The organism is Zobellia alginiliquefaciens (assembly GCF_029323795.1).
In the GTDB taxonomy this organism is placed as follows: domain Bacteria; phylum Bacteroidota; class Bacteroidia; order Flavobacteriales; family Flavobacteriaceae; genus Zobellia; species Zobellia alginiliquefaciens.
Map to the genome: position 1 here is coordinate 4,608,003 of NZ_CP119758.1, position 17,766 is coordinate 4,625,768.

General features: G+C 39.1%; 21 protein-coding genes. 7 read left to right on the forward strand and 14 right to left on the reverse strand.

The annotated features are described in order from the left end of the window. The first annotated feature begins 28 nt into the window (after positions 1–28). The gene (locus P0077_RS18980) at positions 29–1,408 is read left to right on the forward strand and encodes a glycoside hydrolase family 99 protein (protein WP_276166769.1); all 1,380 of its coding nucleotides are present in this window, start codon (positions 29–31) and stop codon (positions 1,406–1,408) included. Between the two features lie 15 nt (positions 1,409–1,423). Here the strand turns inward: P0077_RS18980 and P0077_RS18985 are convergent, their stop codons facing one another. The 3 genes from P0077_RS18985 to P0077_RS18995 all read right to left on the reverse strand — a co-directional run bounded on the left by P0077_RS18985 (position 1,424) and on the right by P0077_RS18995 (position 2,967). Beyond that, positions 1,424–1,759: a hypothetical protein gene (locus tag P0077_RS18985; RefSeq protein WP_276166770.1), complete on the reverse strand. Its 336-nt coding sequence runs from the start codon at positions 1,757–1,759 to the stop codon at positions 1,424–1,426. A gap of 134 nt (positions 1,760–1,893) precedes the next feature. After that, complete coding sequence (locus P0077_RS18990; RefSeq protein ID WP_276166771.1) at positions 1,894–2,232, reverse strand: hypothetical protein; 339 nt, start codon at positions 2,230–2,232, stop codon at positions 1,894–1,896. A gap of 408 nt (positions 2,233–2,640) precedes the next feature. Continuing rightward, positions 2,641–2,967 (reverse strand): hypothetical protein, encoded by a 327-nt coding sequence (locus P0077_RS18995; protein WP_276166772.1) that lies wholly within the window; start codon positions 2,965–2,967, stop codon positions 2,641–2,643. Between the two features lie 153 nt (positions 2,968–3,120). Between P0077_RS18995 and P0077_RS19000 the strand changes: the two genes are divergently transcribed. Further along, positions 3,121–3,645: a YceI family protein gene (locus tag P0077_RS19000; RefSeq protein WP_276166773.1), complete on the forward strand. Its 525-nt coding sequence runs from the start codon at positions 3,121–3,123 to the stop codon at positions 3,643–3,645. Positions 3,646–3,744: 99 nt separating this feature from the next. Beyond that, complete coding sequence (locus tag P0077_RS19005) at positions 3,745–4,716, forward strand: TerC family protein (protein WP_276166774.1); 972 nt, start codon at positions 3,745–3,747, stop codon at positions 4,714–4,716. 8 nt (positions 4,717–4,724) lie between these two features. On the opposite strand, the gene P0077_RS19010 is transcribed toward P0077_RS19005, so the two are convergent. The 11 genes from P0077_RS19010 to P0077_RS19060 all read right to left on the reverse strand — a co-directional run bounded on the left by P0077_RS19010 (position 4,725) and on the right by P0077_RS19060 (position 14,405). Then, positions 4,725–5,159 (reverse strand): hypothetical protein, encoded by a 435-nt coding sequence (locus P0077_RS19010; RefSeq protein WP_276166775.1) that lies wholly within the window; start codon positions 5,157–5,159, stop codon positions 4,725–4,727. Continuing rightward, on the reverse strand, positions 5,159–5,413 hold the full coding sequence (locus P0077_RS19015; RefSeq protein WP_276166776.1) for an acyl carrier protein: 255 nt from the start codon (positions 5,411–5,413) through the stop codon (positions 5,159–5,161). Before P0077_RS19015 ends, P0077_RS19010 begins: the two co-directional genes overlap by 1 nt. Positions 5,414–5,430: 17 nt before the next feature. Continuing rightward, positions 5,431–6,705 carry a beta-ketoacyl-[acyl-carrier-protein] synthase family protein gene (locus tag P0077_RS19020; protein WP_276166777.1) on the reverse strand — a complete coding sequence of 425 codons (1,275 nt, stop codon included), beginning with the start codon at positions 6,703–6,705 and terminating at the stop codon, positions 5,431–5,433. Then, positions 6,698–7,150, reverse strand: coding sequence for a 3-hydroxyacyl-ACP dehydratase FabZ family protein (locus tag P0077_RS19025; RefSeq protein WP_276166778.1), 453 nt, complete (start codon positions 7,148–7,150; stop codon positions 6,698–6,700). The genes P0077_RS19020 and P0077_RS19025 overlap by 8 nt, the downstream gene beginning before the upstream one ends. A gap of 157 nt (positions 7,151–7,307) precedes the next feature. Beyond that, positions 7,308–8,087 carry an SDR family oxidoreductase gene (locus tag P0077_RS19030; protein WP_276166779.1) on the reverse strand — a complete coding sequence of 260 codons (780 nt, stop codon included), beginning with the start codon at positions 8,085–8,087 and terminating at the stop codon, positions 7,308–7,310. 22 nt (positions 8,088–8,109) lie between these two features. Next, positions 8,110–9,165 (reverse strand): type III polyketide synthase, encoded by a 1,056-nt coding sequence (locus P0077_RS19035; protein WP_276166780.1) that lies wholly within the window; start codon positions 9,163–9,165, stop codon positions 8,110–8,112. Between the two features lie 4 nt (positions 9,166–9,169). After that, the gene (locus P0077_RS19040) at positions 9,170–9,886 is read right to left on the reverse strand and encodes a methyltransferase domain-containing protein (RefSeq protein WP_276166781.1); all 717 of its coding nucleotides are present in this window, start codon (positions 9,884–9,886) and stop codon (positions 9,170–9,172) included. Then, positions 9,883–11,010, reverse strand: coding sequence for an NAD(P)/FAD-dependent oxidoreductase (locus P0077_RS19045; protein WP_276166782.1), 1,128 nt, complete (start codon positions 11,008–11,010; stop codon positions 9,883–9,885). Before P0077_RS19045 ends, P0077_RS19040 begins: the two co-directional genes overlap by 4 nt. Positions 11,011–11,096: 86 nt before the next feature. After that, positions 11,097–11,792: a YiaD family glycine zipper/OmpA-like lipoprotein gene (locus tag P0077_RS19050; RefSeq protein WP_276166783.1), complete on the reverse strand. Its 696-nt coding sequence runs from the start codon at positions 11,790–11,792 to the stop codon at positions 11,097–11,099. Positions 11,793–11,803: 11 nt separating this feature from the next. Further along, a complete protein-coding gene (locus P0077_RS19055) occupies positions 11,804–12,286 on the reverse strand; it encodes a lipocalin family protein (RefSeq protein WP_276166784.1) in 483 nt (160 codons plus the stop codon). A 142-nt stretch (positions 12,287–12,428) separates the two neighbouring features. Next, positions 12,429–14,405, reverse strand: a complete 1,977-nt coding sequence (locus P0077_RS19060) for an alpha-ketoacid dehydrogenase subunit alpha/beta (RefSeq protein ID WP_276166785.1) — start codon at positions 14,403–14,405, stop codon at positions 12,429–12,431. A 129-nt stretch (positions 14,406–14,534) separates the two neighbouring features. Between P0077_RS19060 and P0077_RS19065 the strand changes: the two genes are divergently transcribed. The 4 genes from P0077_RS19065 (at position 14,535) to P0077_RS19080 (ending at position 17,747) form a co-directional block, all read left to right on the forward strand. Further along, on the forward strand, positions 14,535–15,485 hold the full coding sequence (locus P0077_RS19065; protein WP_276166786.1) for an isopenicillin N synthase family dioxygenase: 951 nt from the start codon (positions 14,535–14,537) through the stop codon (positions 15,483–15,485). A 2-nt stretch (positions 15,486–15,487) separates the two neighbouring features. After that, the gene (locus P0077_RS19070; RefSeq protein ID WP_276166787.1) at positions 15,488–15,817 is read left to right on the forward strand and encodes a translation initiation factor; all 330 of its coding nucleotides are present in this window, start codon (positions 15,488–15,490) and stop codon (positions 15,815–15,817) included. Positions 15,818–15,937: 120 nt separating this feature from the next. Then, the gene (locus tag P0077_RS19075) at positions 15,938–16,870 is read left to right on the forward strand and encodes a DUF1835 domain-containing protein (protein ID WP_276166788.1); all 933 of its coding nucleotides are present in this window, start codon (positions 15,938–15,940) and stop codon (positions 16,868–16,870) included. Between the two features lie 4 nt (positions 16,871–16,874). Continuing rightward, entirely contained in the window at positions 16,875–17,747 is an 873-nt protein-coding gene (locus tag P0077_RS19080; RefSeq protein ID WP_276166789.1) for a nucleoside phosphorylase, read from the forward strand. Positions 17,748–17,766: the final 19 nt, after the last annotated feature.

Genomic DNA, 17,766 nt, shown 5'->3' on the forward strand with positions numbered 1-17,766 from the left:
ATAAAACGGATACTAAAACAGATTCGCCATGAATTTTAGATTACAACCAAAAAACGGATTACCAACGTTATTTTTTTTGACCCTAATTTTAATACAGGCTTGTCAGAAAGACAATGATCATACCCCAGAAATACATTCAGAAAATAGTGCTTTGCCTTCCGTAGTTCAAGATACTACGTTTACCGATGCTGAACTACAAGCAGTTTTACAGGAAGAAGACAGTATTAAAGTGCTTATTGAAACAGGAAGAATCGTGGACATTTCTGGTATGGTCGTAGAAAAGGAGAATCCTAAAAAAGTCTACATTCATTACATGCCATGGTTTCAAAGTAAAGATTATAATGGCTATTGGGGACAACATTGGACGATGGTCAACAAAAACCCCGAAATTATCGATATTAATGGTCAACGGGAAATTGCTTCCTACTACTACCCCATTATCGGTCCCTATGCATCTGATGATCCTGATTTACAGGAATACCATATGCTTCTGATGAAATTAGCAGGTATAGATGGGGTCATTTTTGATTGGTACGGGAGTAAAGACGTATATGATTACCAATTGATAAAGCAAGCAACAGAATCGTTCATGGGCCGGTTAGATGATCTGGGGCTGAGCTTTTCCATTATGTACGAAGACCGTGTAGCCCAAGCTTCGGTAGACCAGGGCATCCATTTATCAACGACCGATGCGGCACAAGACGATTTCAATTATATCAAAATCAATTACTTTATAAAGGATAACTTCTTTACGTACGATGATAGAAAGCTAATGTTTGTTTTTGGTCCTGGAACCATAACAAATGCTACGGAGTGGGACACTATATTTTCAATATTTCCTGAAAACGAGAAACCACATTTTTTGACACTTTGGGCCGCGAATCAGAATGTGGGTGCAAATGCCTCCGGAGAATTTCTATGGGTAGCACCAGACCATTTATTGGCTCATGAGTATTACTACAACACCTATTTAAATAGCAATTTTGTTACGGTGGGTAGCTGTTACCCAGGCTTTAATAGTTTTTATGAAGAAGGCGGTTGGGGTCTTACCCATGATTGGAGCATTGCTCATAATAACGGGAATACATTTGTGGAAACCTTGAACTATACACATCACCAAGCGGCAGATTTTATTCAATTGGCCACTTGGAACGATTTTGGGGAGGGTACCATGTTGGAGCCTACAGAAGAATACGGTTTTTTTAACCTTCAGATTTTACAACAATACACAGGTGTAACCTATACCCCGGAAGATTTGCAGACCACTTTAGATTTATACCGTTCCAGAAAATTACATGCGGGTAATAAAAAGGCGCAATACTATTTAGACCGCAGCTATCAATACATTAAAAAGTCCAAACTAAAACGAGCCGATCTTCTCTTACAGGCAGTCAATAGACATTTTTAAAAATGGGATAGTAGCCTAAACGGTGTTCAGGTAACGGTCAACTTTGTTCGCAAAACTCTCAAACCGTATGAGATAGTTTAAGAACAGACGGTAACATTGCGCGGCCATATTGGGTTCTTGGCGTAACTTACTGCTAATATTTCTGTTATTGTTCCTTAGGATTTTTGCGTCTTCTTTGAGCTCGTCCAACTGTAAAAATTGGTCGTAAGTCTTTGGTTCACTTATATATGAAGATAACTGGGCGTATAATTGGGAAATATCCTTTAGGTTACGGTCTAACCTTTGCAGCTGTATGTCACTGGTCAGAATGTCCTCTTGTTTTGGAAATGTAGCCGTCAATATCTGTTCCATAAAAAACCTACTATAGTGTTCTTGATTTTCGACGCCAAAGATACACTATAATAGGTCTGTTAATACGGTAAATCTTACGTTTAACCTTACATTTACATTAAACCTAATCAATTGGATTTTAGGTTAGTAAATTGTTAATGACTGGTGCAAATATTGAAGTAGTCTTCCACTCCATCATTAAGTCTTCTAAACTCGGTCAGATGTCGCTTTGCACGTTCCAAATGAACGTTCACCGTTTTGCGGGTGTCCTTTAATGATGAGATAATTTCGCTGTTAGAATGGCTTAATGAATCCATTTTACTTCGCAGCGATTCTATTCGTTCATAAAGTGAATAGGTTTTTGGTTCACAACGGTACGAATTGAGTTTTGTTCGTAATTGAACCAAATCTTTTTGATTTCTTTGAAGTCGAACAACAATGGCGTTTTTGTCGTTTTCTTCTACACTTGATAATGGGCGTTGAATTGTTGTCATAGGTGCAGGATTTTGGGTTGTTGAGATAAAGAGTGTTCCTCTAAGTTATAAAAAAAATCCTACAATTTTGTGTTTAACTTACATATAATCAGACTTTAACACTAAATTTATGTTGTTTACTATACTATGCCACATGAAAAATGAAGTAATTTTATACAGAACTTATCAACAGCTAATTAACTGAACGTAAACGTGGTAAGACAAAATAATCTGCTTTTTTGGTGTCAGTAGAACATCCTACAAAAAATCGGATCTCAATTCTTTTTTAACGGTATACTTTGAATTAAGGCCGTTAATTCACTGCTCAACTGATTTAAAGCCACTTTATAGCACTAATTTTACAGCAAAAAAATACCTCCAAAAGGCGGTTGCCCTATGGAAGTATCTTAAGTTTAGGTGGTTTATACTTTATTCTTCGTCCTCAAATTCAATTTCGGCCATGGTTCTAGATAGTCTATTCGAGAACGGTTCCGTTATTAAATCTTGAAGTAATCGTTGTCTTTTTCTTTCTGAAATATCTAACGTATCCAATATTTCCTTTCGTCTTTGCGTCTCCGCCATACGTTCTTCCCTAAGTTGGGTGCGTTCTTCCAAAGTCAGCATAACTTTGGGTTCAAATCGTTCCATTACCGTGTACTTGGTAAGTTCGGATTTCTTTTCTTTTATTTCTTGAGCGGATAATCCACATGTGCCCATAAGAATACAGGCAGTGATCATAAAAAGGGGGTTTTTCATAATTACTTCATATTAGTTCTGTTATAAAGATACTAATTTGTCTAAAACGCCGCTAGTTTGCAGTTTAGATTGTACATATACCGATAAATGGGTTCATGTTATCGGTAATTTTAAATCGCTTATCTTTAGGTAACCAGAATTTCCACATCATTTATGAAACCCATTTTAGTAATATTCACAGCTTTACTGTTCAGTGGCAATATGTTAGTCCTTGCCCAGAACCCCGCGAACATAACTTCAGCCAAGGTTACGTTTCATTTTATTTCAAAAAATGTAGAGGGTAGTTTATCGGGATTTGAGTCGGAATCCAAAATTGACCTTTCCGCTATCAGTTCTTCTCAATTTAAAGGATCTGTAGATGCAGAAACGATTAAAACCGGTAACTTTCTTAGGGATTGGCATTTAAAGAGCAAAAAGTATTTCAATACAGATGACTATCCCAAAATCAATTTTGAAAGTACGGAAATAAAAGAGACCGCAGATGGATTTTCGGTTACGGGAACTTTGACTTTAAAAGGTACTTCCAAGCCTATTACCATCAAATTTATTAGAAAACCATCCCAATTGGTGGGGACCACTACCCTGTTTACATCAGATTATGGAATTCCCATCCAAAAAGAGAGAGCGGAGAATAAAGTTGTGGTTACCATTTTACTTCATATATACGCTGAAAATTAAGAAGTTAACGCCCTGTGTTAAATGAGTTAAAGACTCTTTTTAATGCGTCTTTACGAACACCAAAAAACAGTATCTTCGCTGCCGTAAAAACTGTGTTGTATGTGGGTTTGGATACTTTTTATTGCTCTTATTATTGTTTTTCTCGCTCTAGATTTGGGTGTGTTCAATAAAGATGAACACGTAATTAAAACTAAGGAAGCCGCTATCTGGACCTCTATTTGGGTTTCCGTGGCATTAGCCTTTAGTGGCGTTATTTATTGGTTGTTCGCGGAAGGGCTTGTAGAAAATCCAACCAACCTAACACCCAATAACGCCGTACTTAAATATATTACGGGCTATCTTATAGAATTATCGTTGAGTATAGATAATGTTTTTGTTATTGCCGTTATTTTTTCCTCCTTTAAAATACCCGCGCTATACCAACACCGTGTGCTTTTCTGGGGTATTTTGGGAGCTATTGTTTTTAGGGGATTAATGATTTTGTTCGGTGTGGCACTTATCACCAAATTTGAATGGATCATTTATGTTTTTGGTGTGTTCTTGTTATGGACCGCCTATAAAATGCTTAAAAGTGATGAAGAAAACTTCGACCCAAAAAATTCTTGGATTTTTAGACAAATTCGAAAGGTATATCCCATTACATCCAACATTCACGGGCATGATTTCTTCGTAAAGAAAAAAGGGCTGAACGCCGCTACTCCACTGTTTGTAGCCTTGGTGGTTATTGAATTGACAGATGTACTCTTCGCTTTAGATAGTATTCCCGCTATTTTGGCCATTACGGCTGACCCTTTTATAGTGTTTAGCTCCAATATCTTAGCTATTCTTGGACTACGGTCCATGTACTTTTTAATTTCAAGGATGCTGGAAAAATTCCGTTATATCAATTATAGTCTGGTCGTCATTCTGGCCTTTGTAGGGCTTAAAATGTTGTTTTCCCATCAAGTGGAATTGCCGGAATGGTTGTCACTGGCGGTTATTTCAGTAGCGTTGGCGGCGGGTATAGCAGCTTCGTTGCTCATTCCTGAAAAGGAAAACAAAGATGAGTTGCCACATATGGAAGATGAATAAATTACCCGTTAATACCTCTGCAGAAATAACTTCTCATAGATTTTGTTCACGGTCCAGTTTCCCAACGGGAAGTACAGAGCGAAAAACAAGGCCATTCCCAAACTGAAATTCCGGATGCCAAAGGTTTGGTCCAAAAGGTTATTAGGGTATGCATAGGAAGTTTCAAAATAATAGCCTCCAAATTCTAAGAACCCCATAGCAACCAGTCCGTATGCGTACTGGGTGTGAAAAGGAAGTTTTCGTAGCAAGAGCGATAGCGGTACCATGTATAAAATGTAACAGCTGATGACTTGCCACCAGTAGGTAAATTTGGCTATTTCCATGGTAGCTCCAAACCAATTCATTACCATGCCCCAAGTGAAATAAACAATGCAATAAACAGCGATTAACCTGCTATCTACAAATAACTTAGGTTTTGCCCAGTTCCAGAATTCGGTCCACATTACTTCGCTTCTAGTTTGGTATCAATAATGGTTAAGGCATCTTGAACGGTTTTCATTTTTTCAATATCCTCGTTCTCCAAAAGAATATCAAACTCATCCTCCACATCTAGAACAATATCTACCAGATGTGCGGAATTTATATTAAGCTCGGTTATAAGATTGCTATCCAAGGAAATTGCATCCACAGCTACATCTTCCGGTAAATACACCTTAATAATCTTTTTTAAAGTGTTGTACTTAGTGCTTTCATCCATTTTGATTTCAGTCTTTTCTAATCCATATATCGTTTAAAAATAACACAAGCATTGACATCTCCAAAGCCAAAACTAGCCTTTGCCAAAATATGAGGCTTATGTGTTATCGTTTTTTGTGGAATACAGTCGGCATCTATTATTTCTGTAATTGTAGGATGTACATCCTCACAATTTATGTTACCGAACACTTGTGATTTTTCAAACTGAAGTACCGCAGCAACACATTCAATGCTTCCCGCAGCGGATAAACAGTGTCCAAAAAGGCTCTTAAAAGAATTGATATATGGAAAATCGGTGCCGGAACGTTTCAAGGCCGTGCTCCAATTTTCTATTTCCAATGCATCTTTAGAGGTTGCCGTCAAATGCCCGTTGATCACATCGATATCCGAATTTTCAATCCCCGATTGCCGAACCGCTTGTGAAATACAACGTTGCACCGCTTCGCTATTGGGTGCGGTCATAGTACCATCTCCACGCTGTCCTCCACTATTTATAGCGCCTCCTAAAACCTCCGCATAAATTTTGGCGTTACGTGCCCGAGCGCTTTCCAGAGATTCCAAAACCAGTGCCCCTGCCCCACTTCCCGGAACAAACCCTGCTGCCGAAGCACTCATGGGCCTGCTTGCCGCTTCCGGATTATCATTGTAATTCCTAGGAAGAATTCGCATGGCATCAAAACCGGACCACACATATGGGCCACTATCACTACAACTGCCCACCAACATACGTTCTGCTTGGCCATTTGCAATTCGCTCATACCCCATAAGAACACCTTCTGTTCCCGTGGTACAGGCCGAAGAATTGGTCGTCACTTGATTTCCACACCCTAAAATACCTCCTAAATACGCACTTACGCCACTCGCCATGGTTTGAATAACCGTAGTACTGCCCAAACGACGGACTTTCTTTGCATCTACCAAATGTATGGCCTCATAGAACTTATCTACCCCTAAAGTGCCGGAACCAAAGAGAATACCGCTATCCCAATCCGGTTTTTCTTGACCGGCTTTGGGTAGCCCAGCATCATTCCACGCATCGGTACCCGCCATTACGCCGTACATTATTCCAGTTGCTGAAAGACCCCGTAACTGCAAGGGCGTAAAATAAGGTGCTAGAATTTCATCGGTCAACTCAGGTTTCCCTGCAATTTGACAGCCGAATTCAAATTCTTTCAACTGCGGTTGAAACTGAATGCCACTTTTGCCCTGCGCCATGGCATCGGCAAAATTAGTTCGACCAATTCCGTTAGGAGCACAAACACCCATTCCCGTAATTACAACTCGTTTACGCATTTGCATCACTTTTAAACATTCCTGAAATTTCACCCTTACATACCAATTCCCCTTTGGAGTTATGCATTTTTACCGCACATTTTAACTTATTGAATCGGAAATAAATTTTCTTGGAGGTCACCGTTACTTTTTCGTCCGGTTGTACTGGCAGCAAGAAATCCATCTGAGAACTGCTCATACCGATTTGCATGTTATTTACAGTAAAACCACCCTCTTCAGTCAGCAAATAGATACCCAAACATACCACACCAATCTGCGCGCAACATTCCGTCAACAGCACCCCAGGCGTTACCGGAGCCCCCTTAAAATGCCCCCTGTAAAAATCCGAATCTTCGGAAAACAAATACGTACCAACCACCCCATCGCTATTCACCTCAAGCAGGTCGTCAACAAACAAGAACGGAGGGCCGTACGGTAATTGATTTATAAGTTCTGTTTTCGTCATTTTATAAATATTTTGTGTTAAGTCATATTACGCAGCGCGCAATCACAGGCACAAATCTCATAACCCCTTCACAGACCCTTCTTGAGCGCAGTCACACCAAACCCTTCCTGAGCGCAGTCCCACACAAACCCTTCCTGAGCGCAGTCGAAGGAAGGGTTTAACGCAAACTCTCCCCACCATCCACTTTTATCACCGTACCCGTAATCCATTTGGCCTCATCGGTACTTAGTAAATAGACCGTATTGGCTACATCTTCTGGGGTTGTTAATCGTTTATTCGGGTTTCGCTCTAAAGCCTTTTTCTTTAAGTCTTTGCTATTAGGAATTATCTGAAATGCTTTTGTATCCGTGGTTCCCGCTTGTATACAATTAGCCTTAATCCCTTTTGAAGCGTATTCTAGTGCAATACTTCGGGTGAGCGCTTCCAACGTTGCCTTAGCTGCGGAAACAGCTGCGTAACCCTCCCAGGCTCTACTGCTACCTTCACTGGTAAAAGCCACTACGCGCGCATCCTCATCAAATAAATTTTGCTCATATATTTCCTTCACCCAATCATAAAAGCTTAATGCCATGGCGTTTAAGGTGATTTCTATGTCTTGATGGTTTAAGGTGGTTTCCTCATTGGAAACCATAGGTTTGAGGCTGCCTTTGGCGATGCTATGGACCATCATTTTTATTTTTCCCGAATTTGTTAAAGTCGTTTTTATTTCTTCAATGGTTTGTTTCCTTTTATCCGAATTGGCAGCGTCTATATTGAAACTCAACAATTGCACTCCTGTTAAAGTGATTTCTTTAAAATGGGTGTTAATCTCTTCTAAATCAGACCTCCTATCTCTATGTATAATTATGAGATGATATCCGTGACGCGCCATTTTTTTAGCGGTTGCCAAACCTAGTCCGCTGCTCCCTCCAAGAATAAGTGCCCACTGTTTTTTCATACTATTTTACCACTTCCATATGTTACCATTCTAATAAAACCCTTTGGGCAGAGAAACCCGGACCAAAACTTAGAATAAGGCCCTGCTCTCCCTTTTTAATATCTTTTTCCATAAAACGCTCCAATACATAGAGCACGGTTGCACTACTCATGTTCCCATACTGGCGTAACACTTCGCGGGTGTCATCTATATTTTTTCCCATTTCGCCAAAAAGGGACTCCACGGTTTGGACAATTTTTTTTCCACCAGGGTGAAAAATCAAATGGTCCACCATTTCTATGGAAGAATTATGTTTGTCCAAAAAAGGGTGTACAATATTGGGGAAATGTGCTGATATAGTTTCAGGCACGGAAATATCCAGTATCATTTTAAGACCGTGGTTGGTTAAATCGAAACCCATCATATGTGTACTATCCGTAAAGTGATACATTTCCGAGCCTTTTATCATAGGGCCTTCCGCATTTTCTTCCGAAGATAAAAGAACACAGGAAGCACCATCACCAAAAATGGCAGCACTAACCATATTGGCCATGGAAAAATCATTGAGTTGAAATGTAGCAGTGGGACTTTCTACGGCTACTACCACCGCTCTTTTTCCTGGATTGGATTTTAAGAAGTTATGCGCATAAATCAACCCGGAAACGCCGGCCGCACAGCCCATTTCCGTAACCGGAAGCCGTACTACATCTTGCCGTAACCCTAAATCATTGATCAAATAAGCATCCAAAGAAGGAATTAGAATTCCTGTGCAACTAACGGTAATGATAAAATCTATGGAATCTGCTTGCCAATTACTTTGAATTAAGGCTTTTTCTAAAACCTGTTTTCCTAGTTTCTTGACTTCCCGTGCATAAATAACATTTTTCTCTTCAAAGGAGGTGGCTATAAAGACCTCTTCGGGCGCCATAATGCTGTAGCGCTTGTCTACGGCGGCACCTTCAAATATCTTGATAACCTTACGCCTAAAGCGATCCTCTTGGCCAGAAAGCCACAAGTTCACAAACGGCAAAATTTCATTCGTCGGTTTGCAATAGGCTGGTAATTGCTTCACCGTTTTTATGATTCGAACTTCATTCATATACTTAAATCGGGAGTTTTTGTTCGGCAACCCATATGTATCTAAAAGCCCATTTCCATTGAATCGTATGCTTCATATCCGGTAGTTTATCAGAAAAACCTGTTAAGTCCTCTTTGCTAAATCCACTTTTTATGGAAATAAGGCCATCTTTTTTGGCAATATCGGTTCGTATAAAAATAGTACTAAAGAGTTTAAAAAGATGATAAGCCATGGTGCTTCTGTGTAAATCGTTAATAATAAATCCGATTCGGCTCAAATTCGAAAATTGATTCAAGAATTGCGGAATCTGCTCATTCCGGAAATGGTGCATTGTAAGAGTACATAGAAGGATATCGCACTTTAACTTGTCTGGAGTTAGTTGTAAAATATCTTGTTTCCAGTACTGGATTTCAGGATAATTTTGTGAATCTTCACGTGCTATCTCCAAACTTTTTTCGTTTAGGTCAACGCCTATACAGGAAACGCTAATGTTTTGCTTCCGTGCCCATAAAACTACTGCCCTAAGCATACTTCCGTTGCCACACCCCATATCTAAAATCGTATATGATTTGTGATTTTTACCAGAAATAAGTCGACTTATCGCTTGAATGGTGAGATGGTTCCCGTTCAAAAAACGATTGGAACGATCAATATCCAACAATACCTGTTTAAGATGCGTTTCATCCAATGACAAGTCGTCCATTAATTCGGGTTCGGTACTTCGTATTGAAAAATCGCTCATTCGTTTATAGGTTTCCCGTGGGTATTTTTAATCAGTTGTTTTAAAAGCCATGGTTGTCTTGCAACGAGTGAAATTCCGAAGGCGGACCAACTAGGGTGAAGCAACAGAGACTGCAATTGTCTGCCAAACCACAAGCGCCTTTTAAAGGTACGATTCCATTTTTTTATGTACCCCTGCTCCATATCTTTTCGGTTCATTTTATCTCCAGATAAAAAAGCATCTATATATTCCGAGGCTATTTTAGCGCTATGAATGGCCATCGCCATACCGTTTCCACAAAGAGGGTGAATTAAACCAGCTGTGTCTCCGCACATAATGACGTGGTCTTTTATAGGAGCCTTAGCTTCAAAAGACACTTGCGCTATGGTCAAAGGGGAATCAAATAATGGTTCTGCGCGGGAGAGAAAATCTTTTAGAATTGGATTTTCTTGAACTACATTCCTGTGAAATCGTTCAACGTCTTTTTCCTTTTGAAAACTTTGATAGGACGCTAGATAACAAAAATTAACCGCTCCCGATTCCGTTTTTGATAGTCCACCATACCCCCCTTTAAAATTATGGAGACCTACTTCACGGTCTGGAAAGTCTGCCAAGCGGTAATGACTCTTTACAGCCAGCCAAGACGATTTCTCCTTGATAAAACTACGGTTCAACTGCTTGTCTAGCACACTTCGCTTGCCATAAGCACCAATGACTATGCTTGAAGTATACTTTCGATTATCGATTGTAACTACCTTAAAAACAGTATTTTTATATTCAATAGAATTTACACTGTCAAAAATAAAGTCCACTCCTGATTCCACCGCTTTCTCATACAGCAGATAATCAAAGGCATACCGACTAATGCCTGTTCCTCCAAGCGGTAATTCAGTCTTTAGACCACTTCCCTTAACCGTCGAAAACCGTAGCGTAGTGATTGGGACAGCTCCAGACTTGTCTAAGTTTACTCCTAATTTTTTTAAATATGGGAGCACTTCATTGGATACATATTCGCCACAAACTTTATGGTGCGGGTATGTGTTTTTTTCAAAGACCAAAACCCTATGCCCAGTCTTTGATAAATGGATAGCCGCCGTTAAGCCTGCCAATCCACCTCCTACAATGATAACCTCATATTGCTCCACTAAGGAAAGATAGTCAATTTGGACAAAAAAAATACCGACAAAAAATGCCGGTATTTTTTTAAAATTATTGATTTATAAAAAGAGAATTATCCTTTTACTTGTTGCTTTGCTTCTTGCTTTAATGCTTCACTGGCTACAATTGCCAATTCTACCCTTCTGTTTTTAGCTTTACCTTCCGTAGTAGTATTATCACCTACAGGCTGAGATTCGCCGTACCATCTTGTCTCCAATCGGCTTTTGTCAATGCCTTGAGAAATTAAATAGTCAGTTACAGAAGTAGCTCTTTGTTTTGATAAGTTCATATTATACTCATCAGGTCCAGCACTATCCGTATGACCTTCTACAAGTACATTAGATTTTGGATAATCTTTTAAGATTTGAGCCATACTATTCAATGTGGTTTGAGAAGTACCTTTTACATCGGATTTATTAGTATCAAAATAAACACCTGCATCTTCGTTAAACGTAACATTGATACCTTCACCAACCCTACTTACTTCTGCACCCGGAATCTCTTCCTCAATACGCTCTGCCTGACGATCCATGCGATCTCCGATATATCCACCAGCGACACCGCCAATAGCGGCACCAAGGATTGCACCTAATACCGTATTATTACCACTTCCAACATTGTTTCCGATTACACCACCAATAGCAGCACCGCTACCAGCACCTATTACGGCACCTTTTTGTTTGTTATTGGCATTTTGCACCGTTTTACAACCTACAACCATGGTCATGGCCATGATGATATATATTGATTTTAAAGCTATTTTTTTCATGTGACTCTATTTTATTGTTTTGAAAATTTATAAACGACCGAAACTGGACTGCCATCCACATTTACATCTGATTTTAATGTCATCTGAGATGGAGATAAGGATACAATCTCTAAACGATACCCGGTTCTACCGTAAATATCTTTTTTCTTTTCGTCAATATATTTGAACTGCAGCTTGTCATTGCCATTCTCATTCTCTAGAACTGACCATCTAATATTTCTAACCCCACCAGGGCAAACACTGTTAGATGTAGGTATAGTGTAACTGCCGGTACTATTATTTTCTAGGAAATACCAGGTACTACCTTCAAAGCAAAAACCATTGGCATCGTTAAAAAGCATGGATTTAAAGGAACCACCATTGCTCTCATATCCTACATTTTCCAAAACCCAGTTACCATTAATGGTTTTGCGTTCTTCACGCACATTTTTTGAAAGAGAACATGATGAGACTACAACTGCTAGAGCCAACATCAATACGCTATTTTTGATCATAATTTTGAATTAAAGTTTGCATAGATACGGTTTAGTTGGCGTCAAAGTTGCCAAGAGACCGTTAAACAATTATTAATATAACAAAGGTGCCATTTTGTTAAAATGTAAACCGGTGTGAAAGAACAAGATGTTTGCTCAATTACTAATAAGCAAGAAGTTCCTTAAGTGCAAAAATGAATCTTTCTTTAGGTAAATAATTATTTTCTAACTTTTTTGAAAAAGGAATTGGCGTTTCCATACTAGCTACACGTTTAACAGGTCCGTCTAAATATTGGAATCTATTTTCCATGACCAAGGCAGAAATATCACTGGCAATACCCCCGAACATACTGTCCTCTTGAAGAATGATAAGTTTCCCCGTTTTTTCTACCGATTTATAAACGGACGCTATATCCAAAGGAGCCAATGTGCGCAAGTCAATAAGGTCTGCTGAAATATCCGGATGTTTCTCTAACGTGTCCAAAGCCCAATGCACTCCTGCTCCATAAGAAACAATAGTTATATCCTGCCCTTCCTTCAATAAAGCCGCTTTCCCGAAAGGAAGTGTATAATAATCGGCAGGTATATTTTGGTAAACAATGCGGTACAAAGCTTTGTGCTCAAAGAACAGAACCGGATTTGGATCATTGATGGCAGTAGCCAGTAACCCCTTCGCATCATACGGAAAAGCAGGGTAGGCTACTTTGAGCCCTGGGGTTTTGGTGAACCACGCTTCATTGGTTTGGGAATGAAAAGGGCCTGCGCCCACATCGCCCCCGCAGGGCATGCGAATTACAACATCTGCTTTTTCGTTCCAACGGTAATGAGATTTAGCAAGGTAGTTGACTACGGGATTGAACCCGCTACTCACAAAATCCGCAAACTGCATTTCCACCACGGCTTTCATTCCTTTGATCGACAATCCCATAGCGGTCGAAACAATCCCCGATTCACAGATAGGTGTATTTCGCACGCGCTCCTTTCCGAAAGCATCCATAAACCCTTCCGTAATTTTGAAAACTCCACCGTAATCCGCTATATCCTGCCCCATGATTACCAGATCGGGATGTTTTTCCATGGATTGCCGTAATCCTTTTGAGATAGCATCTACCAACCTAATATGTTCAACAACACTTCCTGGTTGAATCTCAATATATTCAAAAGGTGCGTATACATCCAAAATCTCTTGATCCATATTCGGTTCAACTTCAGGTTCGTCAAAGGCCCATTTTAAATTATAATTAATTTCCTCTTCAATTTCAGCCCTAAGGGCTTCAATCTTTTCTACGGATATCATATTAGCTTCTAGAAGTTGTTTTTCATAATTAGAAATAGGGTCCTTCTCCGCCCATTCGGCCATCAGTTCATCTGGAACATATTTAGTACCGCTTGCTTCCTCATGACCACGCATTCGAAACGTTTGAAATTCAATTAAAACCGGACGTGGATTTTCCCGTAAATCTTCAGCAATCTCCTTCACCTTGGTGTATACCCCTATGATATCGTTACCATAAATCGTATACGATTCAATTCCATACCCCAAACCTCTATCCGCTAGATTCTCACAGTTATACTGTTCTTTTGTTGGCGTAGAGAGGCCATATCCGTTGTTTTCAATACAAAAAATAACAGGCAGGTCCCATACGGATGCAATGTTTAAAGCCTCATGAAAATCCCCTTCACTAGTACCACCTTCTCCTGTAAAAACAGCGGTAACCGCATTTCTATTTTGAAGTTTTTCGGCTAAAGCAATACCGTCGGCCACACCTAATTGTGGACCAAGGTGACTGATCATTCCTATAATTTTATATTCTTTAGTGCCGAAGTGAAAACTACGGTCCCTACCTTTTGTAAAACCGTTCATTTTACCTTGCCATTGAGAAAATAATCGGTTTAAAGGAATACCACGTGTAGTAAATACTCCTAAATTCCGATGCATGGGCAAAATATACTCATCATCGTTCAAAGCGTTCGTCACCCCTACAGAAATAGCCTCTTGACCAATACCACTAAACCATTTGGAGATTTTTCCCTGACGTAAAAGAATCAACATCTTTTCTTCAATCATCCTAGGACGTAGAAGGTCTTTATAGAGTTTTAGTGAAACAGTTTCGTCTATATTCTTTTTATCGTTTTGCATAAAGTTTCGGGGATGTGTTTCCAATTCGGTAGATAAAAGTAGCAAAAATACCACATCCGACGCCGTCTTTGTTACATATTAAAGTTGAGTAGATTTTACTAACTTTGATAAAATTTATAAAGCAACGTCATGAGTGCAATACCTAGTGTAGATTTACAAGATTTTGTTTCGGATAATAGCGAGAGAAAAGAGAAATTCATAAAAGAAATTGGTTCCGCTTTTGAGAATATTGGCTTTGTAGCCTTAAGCGGTCATTTTCTATCGGATGATTTAGTAAAAAGTCTTTATGATGAAATAAAGAAATTTTTTGACCTTCCCCAAGATGTGAAAGATTCTTATGAAATAGAAGGAATAGGTGGTCAACGCGGATATACATCCTTTGGAAAGGAACACGCAAAAGGTAAAAAAGAAGGTGATCTAAAGGAATTCTGGCATTTTGGGCAATATGTACAAGACAACCCTAAATTGGAAGCGGAGTATCCGGATAACGTTATGGTGGACGAGTTACCGACCTTCAATGCGGTTGGCAAAGAAACTTACCAGATGCTGGAGAAAACGGCCAAGTATGTGCTGCGGGCCTTGGCACTTCATCTTAATTTAGAAGAAACTTATTTTGATGATTATATAAAGAACGGTAATTCTATATTACGCCCTATTCATTACCCTCCTATTACCTCTGAACCTAAAAATGCGGTGCGTGCAGCTGCACATGGTGATATTAACCTTATAACCTTATTAATGGGAGCTCACGGTCGCGGACTGCAAGTAAAAAACCATGAAGGCGAATGGGTAGATGCTATTGCACGGCCTGATCAGTTAATGATCAATGTGGGCGATATGCTTTCTAGGCTTACCAATAACAAATTAAAGTCTACTATTCATCAAGTTGTGAATCCGCCTAAGGAACTATGGGGAACTTCTCGTTATTCTATTCCTTTCTTTATGCATCCCATAAGCGAAATGCCCCTTAATTGTTTAGAGAACTGCGAAGATGACGCCCATCCAAAGCAATTTGAAGACATTACAGCTGGCGAGTTCCTGCATGAGCGTTTGATTGAGTTAGGACTTATAAAAGGATAAATATGGATTTGCAAGACCAATTAAAGAACCTTTTTCCGGACCACGAACCCGAAGAAACAGAAACTCCTGCAGAGGAGAAAAGTGATATTTGGTTACAGGACGACCCTATTATTTGTAAATACGAAAAGCGAAAAGGGAAACCTATTACCATTTTAGAAGGTTATAACGGTGCGGAAAGTGATTTTAAAAAATTGGCAAAAGAGCTTAAGACTAAATTAAGCGTAGGTGGTAGTTTTAAAAATGGTCAAATCATTATTCAGGGCGATTATAGAGATAAAATTATGACTTTATTGAAAGAAAAAGGTTTTGCAGTGAAGCGAGTTGGAGGGTAAACCCTTTAAAAACAGCACTTAACGAAGCTTGCTTGAAGACTTCTTAATTCTGTTAATTATTTTTGCTTTTTTTTTAATTAATAGTACTTTTATTCACTTGAACCTTATAATACACCCTACATGAGTTCCCTTTTGCACATCACTAACGGAGATAGCTTTACGGATAGATTAAAATCACTAAAAATAAAGGGTGACATTATCACGTGGCGTGAAATGTTATGCGAAGGAAAAACCCTCACTAATGTGGGGAGTGAATCTTTTTGGAAAGCCCGTTTTGAATTTTTAAATAAAAATTACAAGGTATCAAAATCATGGTTTATTGAAAAAACCTTAAAAGAATACCGATCCCTTTGTAATCATAAACAACAAGATGAGATCGTACTCTGGTTTGAGTACGATCTTTTTTGTCAGGTAAATATGATAGCTGTACTAAGTTGGCTAAAAACCAACCGCAAGTATGCACAAGTTTCTTTGGTCTGTAGCGGTAAGGAAGACAGTACGGATAAAATGTACAGTCTGAACGATCTAAACGATGACCAGCTACAGGAATTATATAAGAATAAAGTAGAGCTGACGCAAGATGATATTGAGTATGCGGACTATGTTTGGCAATTGTATTGCAGTGACAACCCAATACGTTTAGAAAATTTATCGGATTTTGGCGAATTCCAGTTTAACTATTTAGGAGATGCGGTTCGTACGCATTTACATCGTTTTCCAAGTATTAAGAACGGACTTAATCAAATGGAAAATGACATCTTAAGACTTGCGCTAGACAAAAAGCCCACCTCAAAAGGAGCGTTTGTTACTGAAATCCTTCAGAATCAAGGTTTATTAGGATTTTCGGATACGCAATACGACCGTGCCTTAGGAAGGCTGAAACCTTTGTTTTCTTCTTTTAACCCCGTTAGACTTACTAGAAAAGGAAAAGAGATTTTAGAAAACAAAACAAGCTACTATTCCTGTATTCAAGATAACAATGTATACCTAGGTGGTGCTTTAAAGTATAATTTCCTTTATAATACCGAAGCTAACAGAATCCTAAAGCTGTAACTGCATGCAATTAAGCGCCTCTGAGCTTATCCTAAATGCCGATAAGAGCATTTATCATTTAAATTTATTACCCGAAGACATTGCGGAAACTATAATTACGGTCGGTGACCCTGATCGTGTAGCTACGGTTTCCAAGTTCTTTGATTCCATAGAGGTAAAAAAAGGAAAAAGAGAGTTTTATACCCATACGGGAACACTCAATGGGAAACGTATTTCGGTGGTTTCTACTGGAATTGGAACGGATAATATCGACATAGTTTTTAACGAACTTGACGCATTGGTCAATATTGATTTTGATACAAGAACGGTAAAACCAAATAAGACCGTATTGGACATTGTAAGGATTGGCACATCCGGATCTATTAGGTCAGATATCCCAATCGACTCCTTTTTAATGAGCGAATACGCAATGGGTTTTGATGGCCTTTTACACTTCTACGATAGTGAGGCCGTCCAAGAATTGGATGTATCTGATGCTTTTGTAAATCATACAAATTGGTCACCTCATAAGTCAGTGCCATATGTGGTTAAATATGATGAAAGTCTGGGCAAAAAGCTATTTTCAAATCGTATACGATTGGGGGCAACTGTTACCAATATAGGCTTTTACGGACCGCAAAGTAGAGTTTTAAGGCTTAATCTCAGGGATGCTGATCTTCAAGAGAAATTAGCGTCTTTTGACTATAAAAATGTAAAGGTTACCAACCTAGAAATGGAGACTTCGGGCATTTATGGGCTTTCCAAATTGTTAGGTCACCGTGCAGTTTCCATGAACTGTATTTTAGCAAATAGAGCCAACGGAGAGTTTAGTGAAAACCCTACCCAATCCGTTGAAGAACTGATTCAATATACCTTAGAAAAGCTTACAACTCCATAAATCAGTTAACACTAATTTT

Bases quoted from the DNA above. Each gene is read 5' to 3' on its own strand.
- P0077_RS19000 (WP_276166773.1), top strand. From the start codon at position 3,121: ATGAAACCCATTTTAGTAATATTCACAGCTTTACTGTTCAGTGGCAAT.
- P0077_RS19020 (WP_276166777.1), bottom strand. From the start codon at position 6,705: ATGCGTAAACGAGTTGTAATTACGGGAATGGGTGTTTGTGCTCCTAAC.
- P0077_RS18990 (WP_276166771.1), bottom strand. From the start codon at position 2,232: ATGACAACAATTCAACGCCCATTATCAAGTGTAGAAGAAAACGACAAA.
- P0077_RS19075 (WP_276166788.1), top strand. From the start codon at position 15,938: ATGAGTTCCCTTTTGCACATCACTAACGGAGATAGCTTTACGGATAGA.
- P0077_RS19070 (WP_276166787.1), top strand. From the start codon at position 15,488: ATGGATTTGCAAGACCAATTAAAGAACCTTTTTCCGGACCACGAACCC.
- P0077_RS19030 (WP_276166779.1), bottom strand. From the start codon at position 8,087: ATGAAAAAACAGTGGGCACTTATTCTTGGAGGGAGCAGCGGACTAGGT.
- P0077_RS19040 (WP_276166781.1), bottom strand. From the start codon at position 9,886: ATGAGCGATTTTTCAATACGAAGTACCGAACCCGAATTAATGGACGAC.
- P0077_RS19050 (WP_276166783.1), bottom strand. From the start codon at position 11,792: ATGAAAAAAATAGCTTTAAAATCAATATATATCATCATGGCCATGACC.
- P0077_RS18985 (WP_276166770.1), bottom strand. From the start codon at position 1,759: ATGGAACAGATATTGACGGCTACATTTCCAAAACAAGAGGACATTCTG.
- P0077_RS18995 (WP_276166772.1), bottom strand. From the start codon at position 2,967: ATGAAAAACCCCCTTTTTATGATCACTGCCTGTATTCTTATGGGCACA.
- P0077_RS19035 (WP_276166780.1), bottom strand. From the start codon at position 9,165: ATGAATGAAGTTCGAATCATAAAAACGGTGAAGCAATTACCAGCCTAT.
- P0077_RS19005 (WP_276166774.1), top strand. From the start codon at position 3,745: ATGTGGGTTTGGATACTTTTTATTGCTCTTATTATTGTTTTTCTCGCT.
- P0077_RS19010 (WP_276166775.1), bottom strand. From the start codon at position 5,159: ATGTGGACCGAATTCTGGAACTGGGCAAAACCTAAGTTATTTGTAGAT.
- P0077_RS18980 (WP_276166769.1), top strand. From the start codon at position 29: ATGAATTTTAGATTACAACCAAAAAACGGATTACCAACGTTATTTTTT.
- P0077_RS19060 (WP_276166785.1), bottom strand. From the start codon at position 14,405: ATGCAAAACGATAAAAAGAATATAGACGAAACTGTTTCACTAAAACTC.
- P0077_RS19055 (WP_276166784.1), bottom strand. From the start codon at position 12,286: ATGATCAAAAATAGCGTATTGATGTTGGCTCTAGCAGTTGTAGTCTCA.
- P0077_RS19065 (WP_276166786.1), top strand. From the start codon at position 14,535: ATGAGTGCAATACCTAGTGTAGATTTACAAGATTTTGTTTCGGATAAT.
- P0077_RS19025 (WP_276166778.1), bottom strand. From the start codon at position 7,150: ATGACGAAAACAGAACTTATAAATCAATTACCGTACGGCCCTCCGTTC.
- P0077_RS19080 (WP_276166789.1), top strand. From the start codon at position 16,875: ATGCAATTAAGCGCCTCTGAGCTTATCCTAAATGCCGATAAGAGCATT.
- P0077_RS19015 (WP_276166776.1), bottom strand. From the start codon at position 5,413: ATGGATGAAAGCACTAAGTACAACACTTTAAAAAAGATTATTAAGGTG.